This window comes from Ewingella sp. AOP9-I1-14 (assembly GCF_052375995.1).
In the GTDB taxonomy this organism is placed as follows: Bacteria; Pseudomonadota; Gammaproteobacteria; order Enterobacterales; family Enterobacteriaceae; genus Ewingella; species Ewingella allii.
In genome coordinates this window covers 533,356-553,935 of the sequence record NZ_JBQSVA010000003.1, presented here as the reverse complement: position 1 = coordinate 553,935, position 20,580 = coordinate 533,356, and the positions used below count along the sequence as shown (strand labels likewise).

The following is a 20,580-nucleotide window of genomic DNA, read 5'->3' as shown; positions in this document are numbered from 1 at the left end:
AGGAAAAGATAGAATGGCTAAGGGGCAATCTTTGCAAGATCCGTTCCTGAACGCATTGCGTCGTGAACGTGTTCCGGTTTCTATTTATTTGGTGAATGGTATTAAGCTGCAAGGCCAGATTGAGTCTTTTGATCAGTTTGTCATTCTGTTAAAGAACACGGTAAGCCAGATGGTGTATAAACACGCTATCTCCACCGTGGTGCCTTCCCGCCCGGTTTCTCACCATAGTAATAATCCAAGCAGTGGTGGCGGCAGTAATTATCACCAAGGTAGTACTTCTTCTGCGCCGCAACAGCCGCAGCAGGACAGCGATGACGCTGAATAAGGCGCATAGCTGGTTGACCACGATGGGGCTCATAAGTCTTCCGATTACGCTTATGTGCCCCTGGCTGGCGGTTTTTCCCCAAATGAGAGGTCACAAGCTTGTTTGACCGTTATGAAGCCGGTGAGCAGGCCGTACTGGTTCATATCTATTTCTCGCGAGACAAAGACACGGAAGACCTGAGCGAATTCGAATCGCTGGTATCTTCTGCAGGTGTTGAGGCGTTACAAGTCGTCACAGGTAGCCGTAAGGCTCCACACCCTAAATACTTTGTCGGTGAAGGAAAGGCCCAAGAAATTGCAGACGCAGTTAAAGCAACTGGCGCGTCTGTTATCCTGTTTGATCATGCACTTACACCTGGCCAGGAGAGAAACCTGGAAGCACTGTGCGAATGTCGCGTGGTCGATCGTACCGGACTAATTTTAGATATTTTTGCCCAGCGTGCTCGAACCCATGAAGGTAAATTACAAGTAGAATTGGCGCAATTACGCCACATTGCTACCCGATTGGTTCGCGGCTGGACACACCTTGAGCGTCAAGGTGGCGGTATTGGTGCTCGTGGGCCGGGTGAAACCCAGCTCGAAACCGACCGTCGTTTATTACGCGACAGGATAACGCTTATCCTCAGCCGACTTGAGAAAGTCGCCAAGCAGCGTGAACAAGGCCGTCGGGCGCGTATTCGTGCCGATATCCCCACTGTTTCGCTCGTCGGTTATACCAACGCCGGCAAATCAACGCTGTTTAACCGTATTACTGAGGCCGACGTGTTTGTGGCCGATCAGTTGTTCGCCACGCTAGACCCGACAGTTCGACGCATTTCGGTCGCAGATGTCGGCGAAACAGTGCTGGCGGATACCGTAGGGTTTATTCGTCACCTGCCCCATGATTTAGTCGCCGCTTTTAAAGCGACATTGCAGGAAACCCGACAGGCAACTCTGCTAATGCATGTGATAGACGCAGCGGATATTCGCGTTGAGGAAAATATCGACGCGGTGAATACGGTGCTAGCAGAGATTGAAGCAGATGATATCCCTGTGCTGTTAGTGATGAATAAAATAGATATGTTGGATGACTTTGTCCCGCGTATCGACCGCAACGATGAGAATTTGCCGATCAGGGTCTGGCTTTCAGCCGTGACCGGTGAAGGTATCCCGTTGTTATTTCAGGCATTGACGGAGCGTCTTTCTGGTGAAATAGCGCAGCATGAATTGCGTTTACCACCGGAGGCAGGCCGCCTTCGTAGCCGTTTTTACCAGCTTCAGGCTATTGAAAAAGAATGGATTGAAGAGGATGGAAGTATTGGTCTTATGGTGCGAATGCCCATTGTTGACTGGAATCGCCTCTGCAAACAAGAACAGGCACTGAGTGGTTATGTCCGCAACCAGAACCTGTCTGATTTGGCCTGAAGAACACCAATCATAGAATAATGGAGCTATAACATGGCGTGGAATCAGCCCGGTAATAACGGACAGGACCGCGACCCCTGGGGCAGCAGCAACAATAGCGGCAACTCTGGTGGAAATAATTCTGGTGGTAATAACAACAAAGGTGGCCGCGAACAGGGCCCGCCTGACCTCGATGATATCTTCCGTAAACTCAGCAAAAAGCTGGGTGGTTTCGGTGGAAAAGGCTCGGGCAATGGCAATGGAACCGGCAATGGTTCTAGTCCGCAAAACAGCCTAAGCGGTCGTATTATCGGTATCGCCGTTGTGGCCGTGGTCGTTATCTGGGCCGCCAGCGGTTTCTACACGATTAAAGAAGCGGAGCGCGGCGTAGTGACGCGTTTCGGTAAGTTTAGCCATCTGGTCCAGCCTGGTCTGAACTGGAAACCAACCTTCATCGATCAGGTTCGTGCTGTTAACGTCGAATCTGTGCGTGAATTGGCGGCCTCTGGCGTCATGCTGACCTCCGACGAAAACGTCGTGCGCGTCGAGATGAACGTTCAGTATCGCGTTACCGATCCGGAAGCTTACCTGTTCAGCGTGGCGAATGCTGACGACAGCCTGAGTCAGGCAACTGACAGTGCACTGCGTGGCGTTATCGGTAAGTACACGATGGATAAAATCCTGACTGAAGGCCGTACCACGGTGCGTAGCGACACCCAACGCGTATTGGAAGAAACCATTCGTCCATACAAAATGGGTATCACGGTTCAGGACGTCAACTTCCAGACCGCGCGTCCACCGGAAGAAGTGAAAGCGGCTTTCGATAACGCCATCGCCGCCCGTGAGAAAGAGCAGCAGTCTATTCGTGAAGCAGAAGCCTACGCTAACCAGATCCAGCCTCAGGCAAACGGTGAAGCACAGCGTAAGCTGGAAGATGCTAAAGCCTATAAAGACCGTACGGTTCTGGAAGCACAGGGTGAAGTGGCTCGTTTCGCCAAGCTGCTGCCTGAATATAAAGCTGCGCCGGAAATTACCCGCGAGCGTCTTTATATCGAAACCATGCAGAACGTCCTTAGCCATACTCGTAAAATCTTGGTTAACGACAAGAGCAACAATCTGATGATGTTGCCTCTGGACCAAATTATGCGCGGCGGCAACGCAGCTGCATCAAAAGGAAGTGATCAGGGTGGGCTTCTGCCTCCTAGATCTTCAAGTTCACTGAACAGTGTGAACAGCAGTGCCAATAACAGCGGTTCCCGTTCGTCTGGCAGTGTCATGGACCAACGCCGTGCTGATGCACAGCGTGACGATACACTTCGCGTAGGGAGAGAATAACAATGCGTAAGTCATTTTTACTTATCGTCGTTGTGGTGCTGGTGGCGCTTTATGCTTCACTGTTTGTGGTTCAGGAAGGCGAGCGCGGTATCGTGCTGCGTTTCGGCAAGGTTCTTCGTGATAGCGAAAATAAACCTTTGGTTTATGAGCCAGGCCTGCACTTTAAAGTACCTTTTGTTGAGTCGGTGAAAACCCTCGACGCGCGTATCCAGACCATGGATAACCAGGCTGACCGTTTCGTGACCAGCGAGAAGAAAGACCTGATCGTTGACTCATACCTGAAATGGCGTATCAGCGATTTCAGCCGTTACTATCTGGCAACGGGCGGCGGCGACGTCTCTCAGGCAGAAGTGCTGCTGAAACGTAAACTGAGTGACCGTCTGCGTTCTGAAATCGGTCGTTTAGATGTGAAAGACATCGTGACTGACTCACGTGGCCGTCTGACGCTGGACGTTCGCGACGCGCTGAACAACGGTTCTGCTGAAGAAGTTGAAGCGACCACCGAAGCTGATGATGCGATTGCCTCGGTAGCTAAACGCGTTGAGCGTGAAACCAGCGGCGAACAGCCTGCGGTGAATCCAAACAGTATGGCTGCGTTGGGTATTCAAGTTATCGACGTGCGTCTGAAGCAGATCAACCTGCCACAGGAAGTGTCGAGCGCCATTTACGACCGTATGCGTGCTGAACGTAACGCGGTTGCATTGCGCCACATCTCCCAAGGTCTGGAAGAAGCTGAAAAACTGCGCGCAACGGCTGACTACGAGAGAACCCGTACTGTTGCCGAAGCTGAGCGTACTGCGCGTATCACTCGCGGTGAGGGTGATGCAGAAGCCGCTAAGCTGTTTGCTGATGCCTTCAGTCAGGATCCAGACTTCTACGCCTTCATTCGTAGCCTGCGTGCTTACGAAGAGAGCTTCAGCAGCGGTAACGATGTCATGGTGATGAGCCCGGACAACGATTTCTTCCGCTTCATGAAGTCTCCAGATAAAACCAAATAATCAGGTTTTGCTGATAATCAAAAGGCCCTTAACGGGGCCTTTTGTGTTATATGAGCCAGTAAATTCACTGAGAAAAGAGCAAAAATGAATTCGAGCATTTGGTTAGCGCTGGGGTTAGTTCTGGTTCTGGAAGGGTTAGGACCGATGCTTTACCCAAAAGGATGGCGAAAAATGATTCAATCTATGACCCAGTTGCCCGATAGCGTTTTACGGCGTTTTGGCGGCGCTCTTGTGGTTGCCGGCTTCGTTATTTACTACATGTTGCGGAATCAGGCCGGTGGCTAAAGATTTGTGACTAACCTGCGTCACTTTTGCATTTGGCGCGTAGCAGGAAATGGAAAAATTTCACGCAATCGTATACTAAAAGTGCTGGAAACCGCGGATTGAGATGTTAGAATCCTTTTTTAAGCAACCTGGTGATTCTTGAGATGGGTAAGAACGTCGTCGTACTCGGCACTCAATGGGGTGACGAAGGGAAGGGCAAGGTCGTCGACCTGCTGACCGAACGGGCTAAATATGTTGTGCGCTATCAGGGCGGTCACAACGCTGGTCATACTCTGGTTATTAACGGTGAAAAAACCGTTCTTCATTTAATTCCTTCTGGCATTTTGCGTGAAAACGTCACCAGCATCATCGGCAACGGTGTTGTACTGGCGCCTGACGCCTTAATGAAAGAAATGGGCCAGCTTGAAGCTCGTGGCATCCCTGTACGCGAACGTCTGTTACTGTCTGAAGCCTGCCCGCTGATCCTGCCTTACCATGTCGCTCTGGACATGGCGCGCGAAAAAGCGCGTGGCGATAAAGCTATCGGCACCACCGGTCGTGGTATCGGCCCTGCTTATGAAGATAAAGTTGCTCGTCGCGGTCTGCGCGTAGGTGATCTCTTCAACAAAGAAACTTTCGCGATCAAGCTGAAAGAAATCATCGATTATCACAACTTCCAGTTAGTGAACTACTACAAAGTAGAAGCCGTTGATTACCAGAAGACTCTGGACGACGTGATGGCTATCGCTGACATCCTGACCGGAATGGTTGTTGACGTGTCTGAACTGCTGGATGGCGCGCGTAAGCGTGGCGACCTGATCATGTTCGAAGGCGCACAAGGCACCTTGCTGGACATCGACCACGGTACTTATCCATACGTGACCTCTTCTAACACCACGGCTGGCGGCGTTGCTACCGGTTCTGGTATTGGTCCACGTTACGTTGATTACGTTCTGGGTATCGTTAAAGCCTACTCCACTCGCGTGGGTGCAGGTCCGTTCCCTACTGAACTGTTCGATGAAACTGGCGAATACCTGCGTAAGCAAGGTAACGAGTTTGGTGCAACCACTGGCCGTAGCCGTCGTTGTGGCTGGTTGGACATCGTTGCTGTTCGCCGTGCTGTGCAGATCAACTCCCTCTCTGGCTTCTGCTTGACCAAGCTGGACGTGCTGGATGGCCTGAAAGAAGTCAAACTGTGCATCGGTTACCGTATGCCAGATGGCCGCGAAATGACCACCACCCCGCTGGCAGCAGAAGGCTGGGAAGGCATTGAGCCAATCTACGAAACCATGCCTGGCTGGACAGAAACCACCTTCGGCGTGAAGCAAGTAGACAAGCTGCCACAGGCGGCGCTGGACTACATCAAACGCATCGAAGAGTTGACTGAAGTGCCAATCGACATCATTTCGACTGGTCCGGATCGTAGCGAAACCATGATCCTGCGCGACCCGTTTGACGCATAACAGCCCGGCTGTTTGCTGCTAACGCCGCAATGAAATCCAAACCGGGCCTTGTGCCCGGTTTTGTTGTATAGAGTAAAGTTTTTCTGCCCGCCTATGCTTGTGTACTTCTCATAAACCATCCACTATCTAAATGATTAGCCGCGAACTTCATCGCTGGTTTATCATCAACACGCTAATTTAAATAATCTTCTTAACCCTGTTGTCATCGTCGAAAGAGAAAGAACGGGTAAACTACTACCCAGAGGTATGTGTGCAGTTAACGAGTTTTACTGATTATGGTTTGCGGGCACTGATTTACATGGCGGCACTGCCAGATGATCAGATGACCAATATTTCACAGGTCACCGAGGTTTATGGTGTATCGCGTAACCATATGGTGAAAATCATCAATCAGTTAAGCCGGGCTGGATTGGTCACAGCCGTGCGGGGTAAGAACGGTGGGATTAAGCTGGGTAAGCCAGCAGAAACTATCCTTATTGGCGACGTAGTGCGTGAGCTTGAACCTTTGACGCTGGTGAACTGCGCCCAAGATTTCTGCCACATCACGCCAGCGTGCCGACTTAAGCAGGTATTACACACTGCTGTAGAACATTTTCTTGATGAGCTGAATCAATATACTTTGGCTGACATGGTCAAAGACAATTCATCGCTCTACAAATTATTGCTTGTTGAATGAAAGAGTTTCAACAAACTGCTGATGACAACGGAGGAACCGCTATGTCACAAGATCCATTCCTGGAACGAGAAGCAGAGAAGTACGAATCACCTATTCCAAGTCGTGAATTTATTCTTGAACATCTCGCTAAACGTGAAACCCCTGCCAGCCGCGAAGAGCTTGGCAATGAACTGAATTTATCCGGCGAAGAAGCGCTGGAAGCACTGCGCCGCCGTCTGCGCGCCATGGAGCGTGATGGCCAGCTAGTCTTTACTCGCCGCCAGTGTTACGCACTGCCAGAGCGCCTGGACCTGCTGAAAGGCACGGTCATTGGCCACCGCGATGGTTACGGCTTCTTGCGCCTCGAAGGCGTGAAAAAGGACGACGTTTACCTCTCTGCCGAACAGATGAAAATGTGCATCCACGGCGACGTGGTGCTGGCGCAGCCTATCGGCACTGACCGTAAAGGTCGTCGCGAAGCCCGTATCGTGCGCGTGGTGGTACCGAAAACTAGCCAAATCGTTGGCCGCTACTTCACCGACGCCGGTGCAGGCTTTGTGGTGCCGGACGACAGCCGTTTAAGCTTCGACATCCTGATCCCAGCCGACGCCATTAACGGCGCGCGCATGGGCTATATGGTGGTGGTCGAGCTGACCCAGCGCCCAACGCGCCGCACCAAAGCCGTGGGGAAAATTGTTGAAGTGCTGGGCGACAAAATGGGCACCAGCATGGCGGTGGATATCGCGCTGCGTACTCATGAAATCCCTCACGTCTGGCCGCCGCAGGTGCTCAAGCAGGTTGAAGGCCTGAGCGAGCAGGTGCCGGAAGAGGCTAAAAAAGGCCGCGTCGATTTACGCAAATTGCCGCTGGTCACCATTGATGGGGAAGACGCCCGCGACTTCGATGACGCCGTATACTGCGAGAAAAAACGCGGTGGCGGTTGGCGTCTCTGGGTGGCTATCGCCGATGTCAGCTATTACGTGCGTCACGGCACCGCGCTGGACGACGAAGCGCGCAGCCGCGCGACCTCTGTCTACTTCCCGTCGCAGGTTGTGCCAATGTTGCCGGAAGTGCTGTCCAACGGCCTGTGCTCGCTCAACCCGCAGGTTGACCGTCTGTGTATGGTCTGCGAGATGACCATCTCCGCGCAGGGCAAGCTGACCGGCTCGAAATTCTATGAAGCGGTGATGAGCTCCCATGCTCGCCTGACCTACAACAAAGTCTGGCGCATCATCGACGGCGACGAAGAGCTGCGCGAGCAGTACAGCCCGCTGGTGAAACACCTGCAAGAGCTGCACACCATGTATAAAGTGCTGGATCAGGCGCGTGCAGAGCGTGGCGGTATTGCCTTCGAAACGGAAGAAGCCAAGTTTATCTTCAACGCTGAGCGCCGTATCGAGCGCGTCGAGCCGACCGTGCGTAACGATGCCCACAAATTGATCGAAGAGTGCATGATTTTGGCGAACATCGCCGCCGCGCGCTTTGTTGAGAAGCACAACGAGCCGGCGCTGTTCCGCGTCCACGACCGTCCAAGCGACGACCACATCTCCGCGCTGAAAAGCGTGCTGGGCGAGTTAGGCCTGGTGATGGGCGGCGGCATGAAGCCTGAGCCGAAAGATTACGCGCAAATCATGGATGAGCTGGCGGATCGCCCTGACCGCGAAATGCTGCAAACCATGCTGCTGCGTTCAATGAAGCAGGCGATTTATGATCCGGAAAACCGCGGTCACTTCGGTCTGGCGCTGCAATCTTATGGTCATTTCACGTCGCCAATTCGTCGCTATCCTGACCTGGCGCTGCACCGTGCGATTAAGTACCTGCTGGCGAAAGAGCACGGCACGCTGAAAGAGCGCTGGACGCCAACCGGCGGCTGGCACAGTGATTACGAAGACATGCTGCAACTGGGCGAGCACTGCTCGATGGCCGAGCGCCGCGCTGATGAAGCAACGCGTAACGTGGCCGATTGGCTGAAGTGTGACTTCATGCAAGACCACGTGGGCGAAGTGTTTAACGGCATTATCGCCAGCGTCACCGGCTTCGGCTTCTTCGTGCGCCTCAACGACCTGTTCATCGATGGGCTGGTGCACGTCTCCACGCTGGATAATGACTATTACCGTTACGACAACATCGGTCAGCGTTTGATTGGTGAGTCCTCCGGCATGGTTTATCGCTTGGGCGATACCGTCGAAATCCGCGTTGAAGCTGTGCACATGGACGAGCGCAAAATCGACTTTGCTCTGGTGTCCAGCACGCGCAAACCGCGTGGCGAAGGTAAAACTGCCCGCGACCGTGCGAAGAAACCGGGTGAACGCGCCATGCGCCCAACCGGCCCGGCCAACGGCGGTCGCCGCCGCACGGGCAAGAAAGGGGTGAATTTCGAGCCGGACAGCGCTTTCCGCAAGGAAGACGGTAAGCCAGCCAAACCCGCGCGTTCGAAAAAAGCCGCGAAAGATGCCGCTGTAGCCCCTGTAGATAAAGGGGCTGTTAAAGGGGCGACGGGCAAAGACGGTAAGCCGAAGAAGGCCAAAAAGCCTTCTGACAAAACGCAGAAAATTGCCGCCGCCACTAAAGCCAAGCGTGCAAAGAAAAAGCAGTCTGACAGCTAGCCGGACGGGTGATAGAATCGCCCGCAACCTTGTTTAATGTTTAATTGCGGACAGCATGCTGTCCGCAAGTCTATTTTAAAGAGCATCATGAGCGAAATTATCTACGGTATTCACTCCGTTAAAGCCTTACTCGACAACGATCCGCAGCGCTTTCTGGAAGTTTTCATCCTGAAAGGCCGTGACGACAAACGCCTGAAACCCTTGATCGATGAGCTGGAAGCCAGCGGCATTGTGATTCAGGTGGCAAACCGTCAATGGCTGGATGAGAAGTCCGAAGGTGCGGTGCATCAGGGCATTATCGCCCGCGTGCGCGAAGGGCGTCAGTATCAGGAGAATGATCTTCCTGCGCTGCTTGAAAGCCTCGACAGCCCATTCCTGCTGGTGCTGGACGGCGTGACTGACCCGCACAACCTGGGTGCTTGCCTGCGTACCGCTGACGCGGCGGGCGTTCACGCGGTGATTGTTCCTCGTGACCGTTCTGCCAAGCTAAACGCCACGGCGAAGAAAGTCGCCAGCGGCGCGGCAGAGAACGTGCCATTGATCAACGTGACCAACCTGGCACGCACCCTGCGTGTGTTGCAGGAGCACAATGTCTGGATCGTCGGCACCGCCGGTGAAGCCGACCACAACCTGTATCAGAGCAAAATGACCGGCCCAATGGCGCTGGTGATGGGTGCTGAAGGCGAAGGTATGCGCCGCCTGACTCGCGAACACTGCGACGAGCTGATCAGCATCCCAATGGCCGGTTCTGTCTCTTCTCTGAACGTGTCAGTGGCGACTGGCGTCTGCTTGTTCGAAGCTGTGCGCCAGCGCGCGCTTAAAGCCTAATCTCTCGGATTAAGTCTTTGATAATTAAACGGGAGCCAACAGGCTCCCGTTTTGCATTCCTGCCTTTGTGATCTACCCGCCGGTTAATTCCCCGATTTTTACCATACTTGATCCCATCACGACGTGGCCCTTTTACAGTCATGGAGAACATTATGGACTGGCAAACCCATCGAGTTTTTAATCAGCCGAAGCCGCTCAGCAACAGCAATTTATTCCTTTCTGACTCCCCTCTGCGCGAAGCGGTAAGCCGACACCATGCCGGCTGGGACGCCGACGTGCTGGCCTCCCTTGGTCAACAGCTGGGTTCGGCCGAGTCGCTGGAGCTTGGGCGACTGGCCAATGTTAACCCGCCCGAGCTTTTGCGCTATGACCCGACCGGCGAGCGGCTGGACGAGGTGCGCTTTCACCCCGCGTGGCACCTGCTGATGCAGGGATTGATTGCCAATCGCGTGCATAACCTACCGTGGGAGGATGAGGCGCGGATTGGCTCCTCGGTGGCGCGCGCGGCGCGTTTTCTGCTTCACGCGCAGGTGGAGGCGGGCACGCTCTGCCCGATAACCATGACCTTTGGCGCGATCCCGCTGCTCAAGAAAACCCTGCCCGCCGAGTTCAAGCAGTGGCTCACGCCGCTGCTTTCTGACCGCTATGACCCTCATTTGCTGCCCGGCGACCAGAAGAAGGGCGTGCTGATTGGCATGGGGATGACCGAAAAGCAGGGCGGCTCGGACGTGCTGAGCAACACCACTAAGGCGACGCCGCTGGCCTCGCGCGGCCCCGGCGAGGCGTATCGGCTGGTCGGGCATAAGTGGTTTTTCTCCGTGCCGCAGAGTGATGCTCACTTGGTGCTGGCCCAAGCCGACGGCGGGCTGTCGTGCTTCTTCCTGCCTCGCGTATTGCCTGACGGGCAGCGCAACGCCGTGCGCATCGAGCGCCTGAAAGACAAGCTGGGCAATCGCTCCAACGCCAGCAGCGAGGTGGAGTTCCAAAACGCCACCGGCTGGCTGTTGGGGGAGGAGGGCGACGGCGTGCGGCATATTCTCAAGATGGGCGGCCAGACGCGTTTCGACTGCGCATTGGGCAGCCACGGCATGATGCGCCGGGCGCTGTCGGTTTCGCTTTACCACGTCTTCCAGCGTCAGGCGTTTGGTAAGTCGCTGGTGGATCAGCCGATGATGCGCCAAGTGGTGAGCCGCATGGCGCTACGCCTTGAAGGGCAAACCCAAATTTTGCTGCGGCTGGCGGCCGCCAGCGGCGCGGCGGAGAGTGTTAGCGAGCAGGTGCTGTATCGCCTGCTGACGCCTGCGGCCAAGTTTGAAGTATGCCGACAGGGTATGCCTTTTGTGGCCGAAGCCATGGAGACGCTGGGTGGAGTGGGGTATTGCGAAGAGAACGAGCTGCCGCGCCTGTATCGCGAGATGCCGGTCAACAGCATTTGGGAAGGCTCGGGCAATATCATGTGCCTTGACGTACTGAGAACCCTGAAGAAAGTGCCCGACAGCGGCGAGCTGGTGCAGCAGTTTTTACATCAGTCTCGCGGGCAGAATCGCTGGTTTGACCGCGCCGCACGACAGTTGCTTCAAAGGCTGCGTTCTCCCGATGAAGCGCAGGCGCGCTGGCTGACTTCGCAGCTATTTAATCTGTTTACTGCCGCGCAGATGTTGGAGTTTTCCCCGCCGCCGATTGCCGATACCTGGTGCCAAATGACCTTAGACGAGCGCGGCGAAAGCCTGCTTTCAGAGCGCCTGTGCCAGCAGTTGCTTAACCGCGCCATAGGGGCGGAGTAGCGTTTAGCGGTACAGAATAGCCTGTGAATACCAGCGGCCCGGCACGATGGTTTCGCTGTTAAACATGATCACATAGTAACGCGCGCCTTGGGCATCCGCCTTGCGCTGCACGGCGGCTTCGGCGTCCATCGGGCTGCCGATCACTTCCACCGTAATGCTGCCCATTTTGGTCAGGGTGGACGTTTGCGCGCGGGTGATTTCCTGCGCCTTGGCCGTGGGGGCCGGTGGCGGAACCGGCGTGGTTTGCGTCAGGCTGCTACAGCCGCCGAGGGCGACAACAAAAAACAGGGCAATCAGGGGAGGCGTTTTCATGGGAGTGTCCAAAATATCGGCGATAGCCTCAGTGTAGCCCTTCGCCGAGGAGTCTGGCGAGAGGCGCTACGTCACCCCTCGCCAGAGATCGCACTTTTAGGAACTTATTTTGAATAGGCTGACAACTCGCGACAAGTGCTCACCCTGCTCGCTGAGCGACTCGGTGGTCTGGTGAGAATGCTCAACCAGCATGGCGTTTTCCTGCGTGGCTTTGCCAATCTGCATAATCGCTACATTGACTTGGGAAATGCCCGCCGACTGCTCGTGAGAAGCCACGTCAATGTCATGCATCAGGGCGCTCACTTGACGAATGCCCCGCAAGATATCGCTCATGGTGGCCTGCGTTTTACGCGCGCTGTGCTGGCCGTCGTCGACCTTCTGCAAAGAGTCGTTGACCAGCGTCTCAATCTCTTTCACCGCATTGGAGCTGCGCTGCGCCAGAGCGCGGACTTCGGCGGCGACCACGGCAAACCCGCGACCCTGTTCGCCCGCGCGGGCGGCTTCTACGGCGGCGTTCAGCGCCAGAATATTGGTCTGGAAGGCAATGCTCTCGATGACCGTAGTGATATCCGCAATGCGCTTCGACGAGTGCTCGATGGCCGCCATGCTCTCTGCGGACTGCCTGACGGCACCTTCGCCCGCCGTGGCGGCCTCTGCCGTCTGCTGCACCAGTCGTGCCGCCTGAGAGGCGTTGTCGGCGTTGTGCTGCACATTGCCGGTGATCTGCTCCATGCTGGCCGAGGTTTCTTCCAGACTGCTGGCCTGCGTGCCAATCTGCTGAGTTATCTTGCCGCCGTTGGAAGCCAGACTTTGGGTGCTTTCGCTGACTTCCACCGAAACTTGGCGAACCTCCGCGACGATTTTCTCCAGCCCGTTGCCAATGCCGTCGATAGCATTCATCAGCGCGCCAATTTCATCAATCCGCTGAGTCTGCGCTCTGGCCAGCAAGTTACCACTGGCGTACTGCTCGGCGATTTTCACCACCTGATTCAACGGCTGGCTGACCATTCTTTTGGTTAGCCAGACAAACAGCACGGCAAAGGCGGCGAGGGCCAGCAGGCTGATGACAATGAACTGGTTGCGAGTCTGATCGACCTTTTCGACCAGACTGTCTCTGTCGGTGGTGCCCGCCACAATCCAATGCCATTCGGGGATGCTGGTGTACACCATAAATTGTGAACGATGGGTTTCGGTGTCGATATACTCCTGCTCGCCGTGCTGCTGGCTTATCACTTTCTGCAGTATGCCTTCCGGCCACGCTGGGCGCTGGCCTTCGCGATGTGCATCAATGAGATAGTTACCCAGATTTTTCCCTTCGGCGCTGTTCAGCGCGAAGAATTCTCCTTTGGCGCCAATGCGTTTAGCCAAAATCTTACTGCGCATATCGGCAAATTGTTTGGTGATATCCACCCCGACAAACAGAATGCCGATCACGCCACCCTGAGCATCGCGCACCGGCTGATACTTGGTGATGTATTGCTTACCGAACAGCGTTGCCAGCCCGCTAAAGGACTGGCCCGCCATGATTTGCCGATATGCCGGGGCGGTCGGGTCAAGCAGCGTGCCCATGGCGCGACTGCCGTCCTGCTTTTTAAGCGAGGTGGTGATGCGAATGAAGTCATTGCCGCGCCGGGCGAAAATGGTGGAAATCGCGCCAGTGCGTTCGAGGAAATCGTCAGGTAACTGCGTATTCAGGTTGAGCGCCTGACCGCCAGCCTTTAGCGTGGGTGCCAGCTGGTCGCCCACTTTCAGAGGGTTTTGGCTATCAAGTTCAAAGTCGGAGGGCAGGAATCGGCTGAAAAGGCGGGTATAACTGTCGACCTGCGCATTCAAACTATTGTTATAGATTTCAATCATATCGACCACGCCAGTGACCTGTTCATTGATCGCCTGTATCGCCAGCGTGTTGATCTGCTTACCTGCCGATTGGGCCAGAGAAAGGGTGATAATGATAAATAGGATCCCTACCAGTGCCGAAGCGCAGCTGGCGAGCTTTGCGCCAATACTCCAACTGCGAAAAAAGAAAGGCTTAGCCGTTTTCATAGTCATTTCCGTTTATTTTTTGAATAGCGCAGTAACGGCTAAAGCTGGGAAATGATTAGTTCCATAATGTAAGGATTTGTTTCACTAAAATTTGATCTAAATCATGGAAATTTATATTTAACTTAGTTCGCGATTTTATTCTTGGTTATAAATCATGCCAAAAAGCCAGTGGTAGCTTTTGTTGAGGCGGCTAAAATAGAGGCCTTGCGAGGGTTTTCGCCTTATCGCCATTATTTAAGGGAGTGAATCAGATGGTTGAGATGTATCAAGAGGAGGTGGAAGGCATTCAGCTGATCCACGCCGTTCCTTCCGGCCAGTACCATGCGCAGCTGCCCACCATTTTCTTCTATCACGGTTTCCTCTCTTCAAAAGAAATTTACTCCTACTTTGGCTACACGCTGGCGAAAGCGGGGTATCGCGTGATTTTGCCGGATGCTCTGCTGCACGGCGCGCGCGTCGATGGCGATGAGCCGAAGCGTCTCGCCAGTTTCTGGCGCATTCTGCAAAATAATGTTGATGAGCTTGAGACGCTGAAGGATTCGTTTGTCGCCCGCGGCCTGGCGGATGCCGAGCGTTTGGCGGTAGGCGGCGTGTCGATGGGCGGCATGACCACGCTGGCCTCGCTGGTGCGCTTCCCGTGGGTGAAAGTGGCGGCATGCCTGATGGGCTCTGGCTACTTCTCGACGTTATCTGCCACGCTCTATCCCAATTATCAGCAGGAAGATGCCGAGCAGCTTGAGGCTTTCCGCCAGCATCATGCGCCGCTCCTGAGTTGGGACGTCAGTGACAAAGTGGCACAGATAGCGGATAGACCTCTGTTTATCTGGCACGGCGAGCAAGATGACGTGGTGCCCTTTGCCGACAGCCTGCGCCTGCGCCAAGACATTATTGCCTGCGGACACGCATCGAACCTGACCTTTGTTGCCGAGCCTGCCGCCACGCATAAAGTCAGCGTTTATGCCCTCAATGAGACGGTTGCCTTCTTCGAGCGCCAGCTTTAATGCCCGTATTTTCAAAGGCTGAGAATTAATCAGCCTTATTCCTTGAGTTTCCCGCTGGCTGTACATATAATTGCGCGTCATTTTTTCGACCGCACAACAAACACGTTCCTTGCTTCCATGGGCCGCGGTTGACCCTGACAGGAGGCTGAATAATCCGTAAGGAGCAATTCGATGCGTCATTACGAAATCGTTTTTATGGTTCACCCTGACCAAAGCGAACAGGTTCCGGGCATGATCGAGCGTTACAGTGCAGTAATCACTAACGCTGCTGGTCAGATTCACCGTCTGGAAGACTGGGGCCGCCGTCAACTGGCTTACCCGATCAACAAACTGCACAAAGCTCACTACGTTCTGCTGAACGTTGAAGCTCCGCAGGAAGCGATCGATGAGCTGGAAACTAACTTCCGCTTCAACGACGCCGTTATCCGTAGCATGGTTATGCGTACAAAACACGCGGTAACTGAAGCTTCACCAATGGTTAAAGCGAAAGACGAGCGCCGTGAGCGTCGTGAAGATTTCGCCGAAGCTAATGATGATTCTGAAGCTGGGGATTCTGAAGAGTAATTGCCGTGACGGCGAATCGTCTGGTGTTGTCCGGCACAGTGTGCAAGGCACCCATTCGTAAAGTGAGTCCTTCCGGGATACCCCACTGCCAGTTTGTGCTAGAGCACCGCTCGCAGCAGGAGGAAGCCGGATTTAACCGACAAGCATGGTGCAGAATGCCCATCGTTGTCAGTGGACAAGCGTCACAAGCATTAACTCACAGTATAACGGTCGGCACGCAACTCACTGTTTCCGGATTCATTAGTTGCCATCAAGGGCGCAATGGACTGAACAAAGTGGTGTTACATGCCGAGCAGATTGATTTGATAGATTCTGGAGACTAGCCTAATGGCACGTTATTTCCGTCGTCGCAAGTTCTGCCGTTTCACCGCGGAAGGCGTTGTAGAGATTGATTACAAAGACATCGCTACGCTGAAAAACTACATTACCGAAAGCGGTAAAATTGTCCCGAGCCGTATTACCGGTACTCGTGCAAAATACCAGCGTCAGCTCGCTCGTTGCATCAAGCGCGCTCGCTACCTTTCTCTGTTGCCATACACTGATCGTCATCAGTAATCGGCAACTGTCCATTAACGACTTTGAGAGGATAAGGTAATGCAAGTTATTCTGCTTGATAAAGTAGCAAACCTGGGTAGCCTGGGTGATCAAGTTAACGTTAAAGCGGGCTATGCTCGTAACTTCCTGGTACCACAGGGCAAAGCTGTTCCTGCTACCAAGAAAAACGTTGAGTTCTTCGAAGCACGTCGTGCAGATCTGGAAGCCAAACTGGCTGACGTTCTGAGCGCTGCTGAAGCTCGCGCAACTAAAATCAACGAACTGGGTTCAGTCACCATCGCGTCTAAAGCAGGCGACGAAGGTAAACTGTTCGGCTCTATCGGTACTCGCGATATCGCTGATGCCGTTACTGCTGCTGGCGTTGAAGTTGCTAAAAGCGAAGTTCGTTTGCCGAATGGCGTTCTGCGTACCACTGGTGAACACGAAGTTGAGTTCCAGGTACACAGCGACGTATTCGCTAAACTGAACGTAGTTGTGGTTGCTGAAGCGTAATAACGCTGAGGTTAACCTGTGAGACGCCGGCCTTGTGCCGGCGTTTTGCTTTTTAAAGAAAGCAAAATTGAAAAGCGCGAGTTAACGGCTGCGCTGATATGTCCCATCCGCCTGACGGGTAAAGAGCACCGTCGTGTTCTGCTCGGTGGTGATTTGTAGCGACGTCACCGCGCCCTGCGCATTGCGCTGAATCTTCACTTCCTGTCCCGCCTTCAAATTACTCAGCGGCTTTTGGCTGCCTTCCACCTGCGCCATCGCGAACACATCGTTGACCGCCAGATTGTTGTCGCGGAACAGCTGCGCCATGGTTTGACCCGGCTTCACGCTGTAGCTCTGCCAGTTGTCCTGAGCGACAGGCTGAGGCGGCTCAGTGGCCGCCTGCTGTTGAGGTTGAATCTCTTGCTGCTGCGGCTGAGCCCGCTGCGTGGTGCGCCCCTGGTCATTTCGCAGGTCAGCTTGCATCGGAATAGATGTCGACTGCTGCGGCTGAGAAGGGGCATAGGTGTTCGGCGGTGAATAAGGCCATAACAGCGCCAGCACCACGATCAGCGCGCTAATAAGGATCCAGCGGCGATGCGCGTAAGGCAGTGGCGACATCCAGTGAAAATTATCACTCATATGCCAAACTTTGTGCGCCAGCGCCTTGGCTTTGCTCACCAGTGATGGCTTCTGCGGCGGCAGCTCTTGCTGTTCATCGCTTTCAGACTGCGGCGTAGCGTTACGCATCGGTCTTTTCATAATGGCAATCCAGGATCTCAACATGGGTTGATACATACGGATGGCTTTCCTTCTCCTGGGCGGGATTCGGCCCATGACAACCTCTCTTTCTTACGCTTGAAACGCACGACTTCTGGATTTAACAGAACAAAAATCATACCCGATTATTCTGTCGGATTTTCCCGCTAAGTATAGCTGGTTAACTGCTTGATGCGGAAAGGAACAACGCACAAATAGCACGCAAACGATGCCTTTGCAGAGAATTAGCGGAATAAACCATGTCCTATCTAGGAAAATGCCGGGCCGATGTCATGCCACTTCATAGAGAATTTTACCCAAAAGCCGCACACTGTTATGCTGCGTTTTCGACTTTTTAAGAATTTAAGGAAACTTCATGACAACCCCTTCATTTGAAAGCGTTGAAGCGCAGGCAAGCTACGGTATCGGCTTGCAAGTTGGTCAACAATTGCAAGAATCAGGTTTACAAGGTTTAGAGCCTGACGCATTGCTGGCAGGCTTACGCGATGCGCTGGAAGGGAATACGCCAGCAGTTCCTGTTGACGTCGTTCACCGTGCTCTGCGTGAAGTTCACGAGCGCGCTGACGCCGTGCGTCGTCAACGTCAAGAAGCTCTGGCGGTTGAAGGACAAGAGTTCCTGACTGCCAACGCTCAGCGTGAAGGCGTAACCAGCACCGAGTCTGGTCTGCAATTCTCTGTGATCAAACAAGGCGATGGCCCAATCCCAGGCCGTCAGGATCGCGTACGCGTTCACTACACTGGTAAGCTTATCGACGGCACCGTGTTCGATAGCTCCGTTCAGCGCGGCGAGCCAGCTGAATTCCCGGTTAACGGCGTTATCGCTGGCTGGATTGAAGCTCTGACCCTGATGCCAGTCGGTTCTAAGTGGGAGCTGTATATCCCTCATGAGCTGGCTTACGGCGAACGCGGTGCTGGCGCGTCCATCCCGCCATTCAGCGCGCTGACTTTCGAAGTTGAGCTGCTGGAAATCCTGTAATCGCGACAGATTACAGAGATAAGAAAGGGCGCCTCGGCGCCCTTTTTTGCGTTCACAAAACGATTTGATTATTTTTTCAGCGGAGTTTGCAGGTCAACCTGATAGACCTCGAAACCGACGTCATCCGCGCCCTTGGCAGTCATCGGGTACTGCGCGTGGGTTTTGATGAATTCGGCCGCTTTTTCGCTTGGAGACGTTTCGAAGCGAATGTCCAGAGGCTGGCTGGCGACAATCGGCGCCAAACGCCAGTTGTTGTCCGCGGTTGGCGTGACCGCCCCTGATTTCTGGGTTTCAGCGCCGATATAGGCCGCTACCACGGAGCGGTTTTCATCCGGCGAGGCGAAGGCGATGTGCTTATCGCCCGTTCCGGCGAACTTACCGCCATAGGCGCGGTAGTTGTTGGTGGCGACCAAGAAGGTGGCCTTCAGGTCGATAGGCTTGCCGTTGAACGTCAGGTTCTTGATACGCTCTGCATCTTTATTGACAAGCGTACACTCGCCGTCATATCGCGCGGGCTGGGTGACGTCTATCTGGTAATTCACCCCGTCAATCACGTCGAAGTTATAGGTGCGGAAGCCGTCCCAGTTAATTAGCGACTGCGGTTTGCTGCTGTGGACGTCGATTTGGTTGAACTGCCCGGCGGAGCACTCCAGCCAGTCTTTCACTTCCTGCCCGCTGACCTTCATCACCACCAGGGTGTTCGGGTAAAGGTACAGGTCTGAGGCATTGCGGAAGGTCAGATTGCCTTTCTCGACTTCGACGAAGCTCGCCGGGTCATTCTTGCGGCCACCGGCTTTGAACGGCGCGGCGGCGGAGAGCACCGGCAGGTTCGCTAGGTCCGGATCGCCCTGAATAAAGTGCTCGGTATAGGCTTTCTGCGCGTTGTTGACGATTTGCACCGTTGGGTCATCCTGAATCAGCGACAAGAAGCTGTACATGTTGTCGTTAGATTTCCCCACCGGCTTGCTGACAAACTCACGGGTGGCCTTGTGGTCGTCGGCCAGCACTTTCACTAACTCCGGGTCTTCCGCCGCTAACGACTTCTTGCTGGCTTTGTCGAAAATTGGCCGGGCTTCGGCGCGAGCCGTTTCCACGCTCCACTTGCCGTCTTTATTGTTCAGCACCATGTCAACCACGCCGAGGTGGTCGCCCCACATGCCCGGCATCACGGCCGGTACGCCATTTAAGGTGCCTTGTTTGATGTCCGCACCTTTGATATTGGCGAAATCTTCACTTGGGAACACGGCGTGCGCGTGGCCGAACATGATAGCGTCGATGCCCTTAACCTGGCTTAAGTAGTAGACCGAGTTCTCTGCCATGGTTTTGTAGGGGTCGCCGGACAGGCCTGAATGTGGGATGGCCACGATAATATCGGCGCCTTGCTTGCGCATCTCTGGCACCCATTTTTTGGCGGTTTCGGTGATGTCGGCGACGGTCACTTTGCCTTGCAGGTTGGCCTTATCCCACACCATGATTTGCGGCGGCACAAAGCCGATATAGCCAATGCGCAGGTTGTGCGTTTTGCCATCGCGGTCTTTGACAGTGTTGTCGGTGATGAGGAAAGGTGTGAACAGCGGCTTGCCGGTTTTGCTGTCGATGACGTTGGCATTCACATAAGGGAATTTCGCCCCGGCAATGGCTTTTTGCAGGTACTCCAGCCCGTAGTTGAACTCGTGGTTGCCCAAGTTGCCGACCACGTAGTCCAGCGTATTCATGGCTTTATAGACGGGATGTATGTCGCCCTTGTTCAAGCCCTTCGCCGCCATATAGTCGCCCAGCGGGCTGCCCTGAATCACGTCGCCATTGTCGACCAGCAAGGAGTTAGTGACTTCGCCGCGCGCCGCGTGGATCAGGCTGGCGGTGCGCACCAGCCCGAATTTGTCCGTCGGCTTATCTTTGTAGTAGTCGAAGTCCATCATGTTGCTGTGTAAGTCGGTGGTTTCCATGATGCGAAGATCAACCTGTGACGCGTGGGCCGAGACGGCAACCAGCGAAGCCAGCAGGGATAACGTCAGATGACGCTTAAGCATTGAAGTGCCTCCAGAAAAGAAGAACAGTGAACAAAAAGTCGGATATATATCTCAAAATTCGCTGAGAATGTAATCAGGTGTCATAAATAATTGTGAGATGTAACAGGTATTGCCCAGCGGAATTGTTAACACGGGCAGATTACGGGATAGCTATTCCGGCTAAAAAAAACTAGGCTTCTTACATGACTTAGCGTTTTGAAAAGAACAACTG

Annotated in this window: 20 protein-coding genes; 16 read left to right on the top strand and 4 right to left on the bottom strand. The window is 54.2% G+C overall.

What is annotated here, in order from left to right:
- Window positions 1-13 precede the first annotated feature (13 nt).
- The 10 genes from hfq to ACT3RT_RS12405 all read left to right on the top strand — a co-directional run bounded on the left by hfq (window position 14) and on the right by ACT3RT_RS12405 (window position 11,640).
- The gene (gene hfq / locus ACT3RT_RS12450) at window positions 14-325 is read left to right on the top strand and encodes an RNA chaperone Hfq (RefSeq protein ID WP_034795158.1); all 312 of its coding nucleotides are present in this window, start codon (window positions 14-16) and stop codon (window positions 323-325) included.
- Between the two features lie 98 nt (window positions 326-423).
- Window positions 424-1,728 (top strand): ribosome rescue GTPase HflX, encoded by a 1,305-nt coding sequence (gene hflX / locus ACT3RT_RS12445; protein ID WP_034795161.1) that lies wholly within the window; start codon window positions 424-426, stop codon window positions 1,726-1,728.
- Between the two features lie 33 nt (window positions 1,729-1,761).
- On the top strand, window positions 1,762-3,042 hold the full coding sequence (gene hflK, locus ACT3RT_RS12440) for an FtsH protease activity modulator HflK (protein ID WP_353500642.1): 1,281 nt from the start codon (window positions 1,762-1,764) through the stop codon (window positions 3,040-3,042).
- Window positions 3,043-3,044: 2 nt separating this feature from the next.
- Window positions 3,045-4,040 (top strand): protease modulator HflC, encoded by a 996-nt coding sequence (gene hflC, locus ACT3RT_RS12435; RefSeq protein ID WP_353500643.1) that lies wholly within the window; start codon window positions 3,045-3,047, stop codon window positions 4,038-4,040.
- 84 nt (window positions 4,041-4,124) lie between these two features.
- Window positions 4,125-4,325 carry a DUF2065 domain-containing protein gene (locus ACT3RT_RS12430; protein WP_353500644.1) on the top strand — a complete coding sequence of 67 codons (201 nt, stop codon included), beginning with the start codon at window positions 4,125-4,127 and terminating at the stop codon, window positions 4,323-4,325.
- A gap of 143 nt (window positions 4,326-4,468) precedes the next feature.
- A complete protein-coding gene (locus tag ACT3RT_RS12425; RefSeq protein WP_353500645.1) occupies window positions 4,469-5,767 on the top strand; it encodes an adenylosuccinate synthase in 1,299 nt (432 codons plus the stop codon).
- 250 nt (window positions 5,768-6,017) lie between these two features.
- Complete coding sequence (nsrR, locus tag ACT3RT_RS12420; RefSeq protein WP_034795174.1) at window positions 6,018-6,443, top strand: nitric oxide-sensing transcriptional repressor NsrR; 426 nt, start codon at window positions 6,018-6,020, stop codon at window positions 6,441-6,443.
- A gap of 41 nt (window positions 6,444-6,484) precedes the next feature.
- Window positions 6,485-9,028, top strand: a complete 2,544-nt coding sequence (rnr, locus tag ACT3RT_RS12415) for a ribonuclease R (RefSeq protein ID WP_353500646.1) — start codon at window positions 6,485-6,487, stop codon at window positions 9,026-9,028.
- An 87-nt stretch (window positions 9,029-9,115) separates the two neighbouring features.
- Window positions 9,116-9,856: a 23S rRNA (guanosine(2251)-2'-O)-methyltransferase RlmB gene (gene rlmB, locus ACT3RT_RS12410; protein ID WP_034795179.1), complete on the top strand. Its 741-nt coding sequence runs from the start codon at window positions 9,116-9,118 to the stop codon at window positions 9,854-9,856.
- A 152-nt stretch (window positions 9,857-10,008) separates the two neighbouring features.
- Window positions 10,009-11,640 (top strand): isovaleryl-CoA dehydrogenase, encoded by a 1,632-nt coding sequence (locus tag ACT3RT_RS12405; protein ID WP_496203041.1) that lies wholly within the window; start codon window positions 10,009-10,011, stop codon window positions 11,638-11,640.
- A 3-nt stretch (window positions 11,641-11,643) separates the two neighbouring features.
- Here the strand turns inward: ACT3RT_RS12405 and bsmA are convergent, their stop codons facing one another.
- Together bsmA and ACT3RT_RS12395 are read right to left on the bottom strand one after the other, a co-directional pair.
- Entirely contained in the window at window positions 11,644-11,952 is a 309-nt protein-coding gene (gene bsmA / locus ACT3RT_RS12400) for a biofilm peroxide resistance protein BsmA (protein ID WP_485901973.1), read from the bottom strand.
- A gap of 96 nt (window positions 11,953-12,048) precedes the next feature.
- Window positions 12,049-13,995 (bottom strand): methyl-accepting chemotaxis protein, encoded by a 1,947-nt coding sequence (locus ACT3RT_RS12395; RefSeq protein WP_496203040.1) that lies wholly within the window; start codon window positions 13,993-13,995, stop codon window positions 12,049-12,051.
- 251 nt (window positions 13,996-14,246) lie between these two features.
- Between ACT3RT_RS12395 and yjfP the strand changes: the two genes are divergently transcribed.
- From yjfP to rplI, 5 genes are all read left to right on the top strand, one after another.
- A complete protein-coding gene (gene yjfP, locus ACT3RT_RS12390; protein WP_496203039.1) occupies window positions 14,247-14,996 on the top strand; it encodes an esterase in 750 nt (249 codons plus the stop codon).
- 171 nt (window positions 14,997-15,167) lie between these two features.
- Window positions 15,168-15,560: a 30S ribosomal protein S6 gene (rpsF, locus tag ACT3RT_RS12385; protein ID WP_017492198.1), complete on the top strand. Its 393-nt coding sequence runs from the start codon at window positions 15,168-15,170 to the stop codon at window positions 15,558-15,560.
- A gap of 5 nt (window positions 15,561-15,565) precedes the next feature.
- Window positions 15,566-15,883: a primosomal replication protein N gene (gene priB, locus ACT3RT_RS12380; protein WP_353500651.1), complete on the top strand. Its 318-nt coding sequence runs from the start codon at window positions 15,566-15,568 to the stop codon at window positions 15,881-15,883.
- Window positions 15,884-15,887: 4 nt separating this feature from the next.
- Window positions 15,888-16,115 carry a 30S ribosomal protein S18 gene (gene rpsR, locus ACT3RT_RS12375; protein WP_002210155.1) on the top strand — a complete coding sequence of 76 codons (228 nt, stop codon included), beginning with the start codon at window positions 15,888-15,890 and terminating at the stop codon, window positions 16,113-16,115.
- 39 nt (window positions 16,116-16,154) lie between these two features.
- The gene (gene rplI / locus ACT3RT_RS12370) at window positions 16,155-16,607 is read left to right on the top strand and encodes a 50S ribosomal protein L9 (protein WP_100938242.1); all 453 of its coding nucleotides are present in this window, start codon (window positions 16,155-16,157) and stop codon (window positions 16,605-16,607) included.
- Window positions 16,608-16,688: 81 nt separating this feature from the next.
- On the opposite strand, the gene ACT3RT_RS12365 is transcribed toward rplI, so the two are convergent.
- Window positions 16,689-17,420, bottom strand: a complete 732-nt coding sequence (locus tag ACT3RT_RS12365) for an OapA family protein (protein WP_396132281.1) — start codon at window positions 17,418-17,420, stop codon at window positions 16,689-16,691.
- A gap of 298 nt (window positions 17,421-17,718) precedes the next feature.
- On the opposite strand from ACT3RT_RS12365, the gene fklB reads away from it, so the two are divergent.
- The gene (fklB, locus tag ACT3RT_RS12360) at window positions 17,719-18,339 is read left to right on the top strand and encodes a BamJ family beta-barrel-assembly machinery protein (RefSeq protein ID WP_353500653.1); all 621 of its coding nucleotides are present in this window, start codon (window positions 17,719-17,721) and stop codon (window positions 18,337-18,339) included.
- 68 nt (window positions 18,340-18,407) lie between these two features.
- Here fklB and ACT3RT_RS12355 read toward each other — a convergent pair whose 3' ends face one another.
- Window positions 18,408-20,369: a bifunctional 2',3'-cyclic-nucleotide 2'-phosphodiesterase/3'-nucleotidase gene (locus ACT3RT_RS12355; protein ID WP_496203038.1), complete on the bottom strand. Its 1,962-nt coding sequence runs from the start codon at window positions 20,367-20,369 to the stop codon at window positions 18,408-18,410.
- Window positions 20,370-20,580 lie beyond the last annotated feature (211 nt).

Excerpts from the sequence above, each read along its gene's own strand:
- ACT3RT_RS12395 (WP_496203040.1), bottom strand. The coding sequence starts at position 13,995 with ATGAAAACGGCTAAGCCTTTCTTTTTTCGCAGTTGGAGTATTGGCGCA.
- hfq (WP_034795158.1), top strand. The coding sequence starts at position 14 with ATGGCTAAGGGGCAATCTTTGCAAGATCCGTTCCTGAACGCATTGCGT.
- ACT3RT_RS12355 (WP_496203038.1), bottom strand. The coding sequence starts at position 20,369 with ATGCTTAAGCGTCATCTGACGTTATCCCTGCTGGCTTCGCTGGTTGCC.
- rpsR (WP_002210155.1), top strand. The coding sequence starts at position 15,888 with ATGGCACGTTATTTCCGTCGTCGCAAGTTCTGCCGTTTCACCGCGGAA.
- bsmA (WP_485901973.1), bottom strand. The coding sequence starts at position 11,952 with ATGAAAACGCCTCCCCTGATTGCCCTGTTTTTTGTTGTCGCCCTCGGC.
- ACT3RT_RS12365 (WP_396132281.1), bottom strand. The coding sequence starts at position 17,420 with ATGGGCCGAATCCCGCCCAGGAGAAGGAAAGCCATCCGTATGTATCAA.
- yjfP (WP_496203039.1), top strand. The coding sequence starts at position 14,247 with ATGGTTGAGATGTATCAAGAGGAGGTGGAAGGCATTCAGCTGATCCAC.
- hflK (WP_353500642.1), top strand. The coding sequence starts at position 1,762 with ATGGCGTGGAATCAGCCCGGTAATAACGGACAGGACCGCGACCCCTGG.
- hflC (WP_353500643.1), top strand. The coding sequence starts at position 3,045 with ATGCGTAAGTCATTTTTACTTATCGTCGTTGTGGTGCTGGTGGCGCTT.
- fklB (WP_353500653.1), top strand. The coding sequence starts at position 17,719 with ATGACAACCCCTTCATTTGAAAGCGTTGAAGCGCAGGCAAGCTACGGT.
- rnr (WP_353500646.1), top strand. The coding sequence starts at position 6,485 with ATGTCACAAGATCCATTCCTGGAACGAGAAGCAGAGAAGTACGAATCA.
- rlmB (WP_034795179.1), top strand. The coding sequence starts at position 9,116 with ATGAGCGAAATTATCTACGGTATTCACTCCGTTAAAGCCTTACTCGAC.
- ACT3RT_RS12430 (WP_353500644.1), top strand. The coding sequence starts at position 4,125 with ATGAATTCGAGCATTTGGTTAGCGCTGGGGTTAGTTCTGGTTCTGGAA.
- ACT3RT_RS12405 (WP_496203041.1), top strand. The coding sequence starts at position 10,009 with ATGGACTGGCAAACCCATCGAGTTTTTAATCAGCCGAAGCCGCTCAGC.
- ACT3RT_RS12425 (WP_353500645.1), top strand. The coding sequence starts at position 4,469 with ATGGGTAAGAACGTCGTCGTACTCGGCACTCAATGGGGTGACGAAGGG.
- rplI (WP_100938242.1), top strand. The coding sequence starts at position 16,155 with ATGCAAGTTATTCTGCTTGATAAAGTAGCAAACCTGGGTAGCCTGGGT.
- rpsF (WP_017492198.1), top strand. The coding sequence starts at position 15,168 with ATGCGTCATTACGAAATCGTTTTTATGGTTCACCCTGACCAAAGCGAA.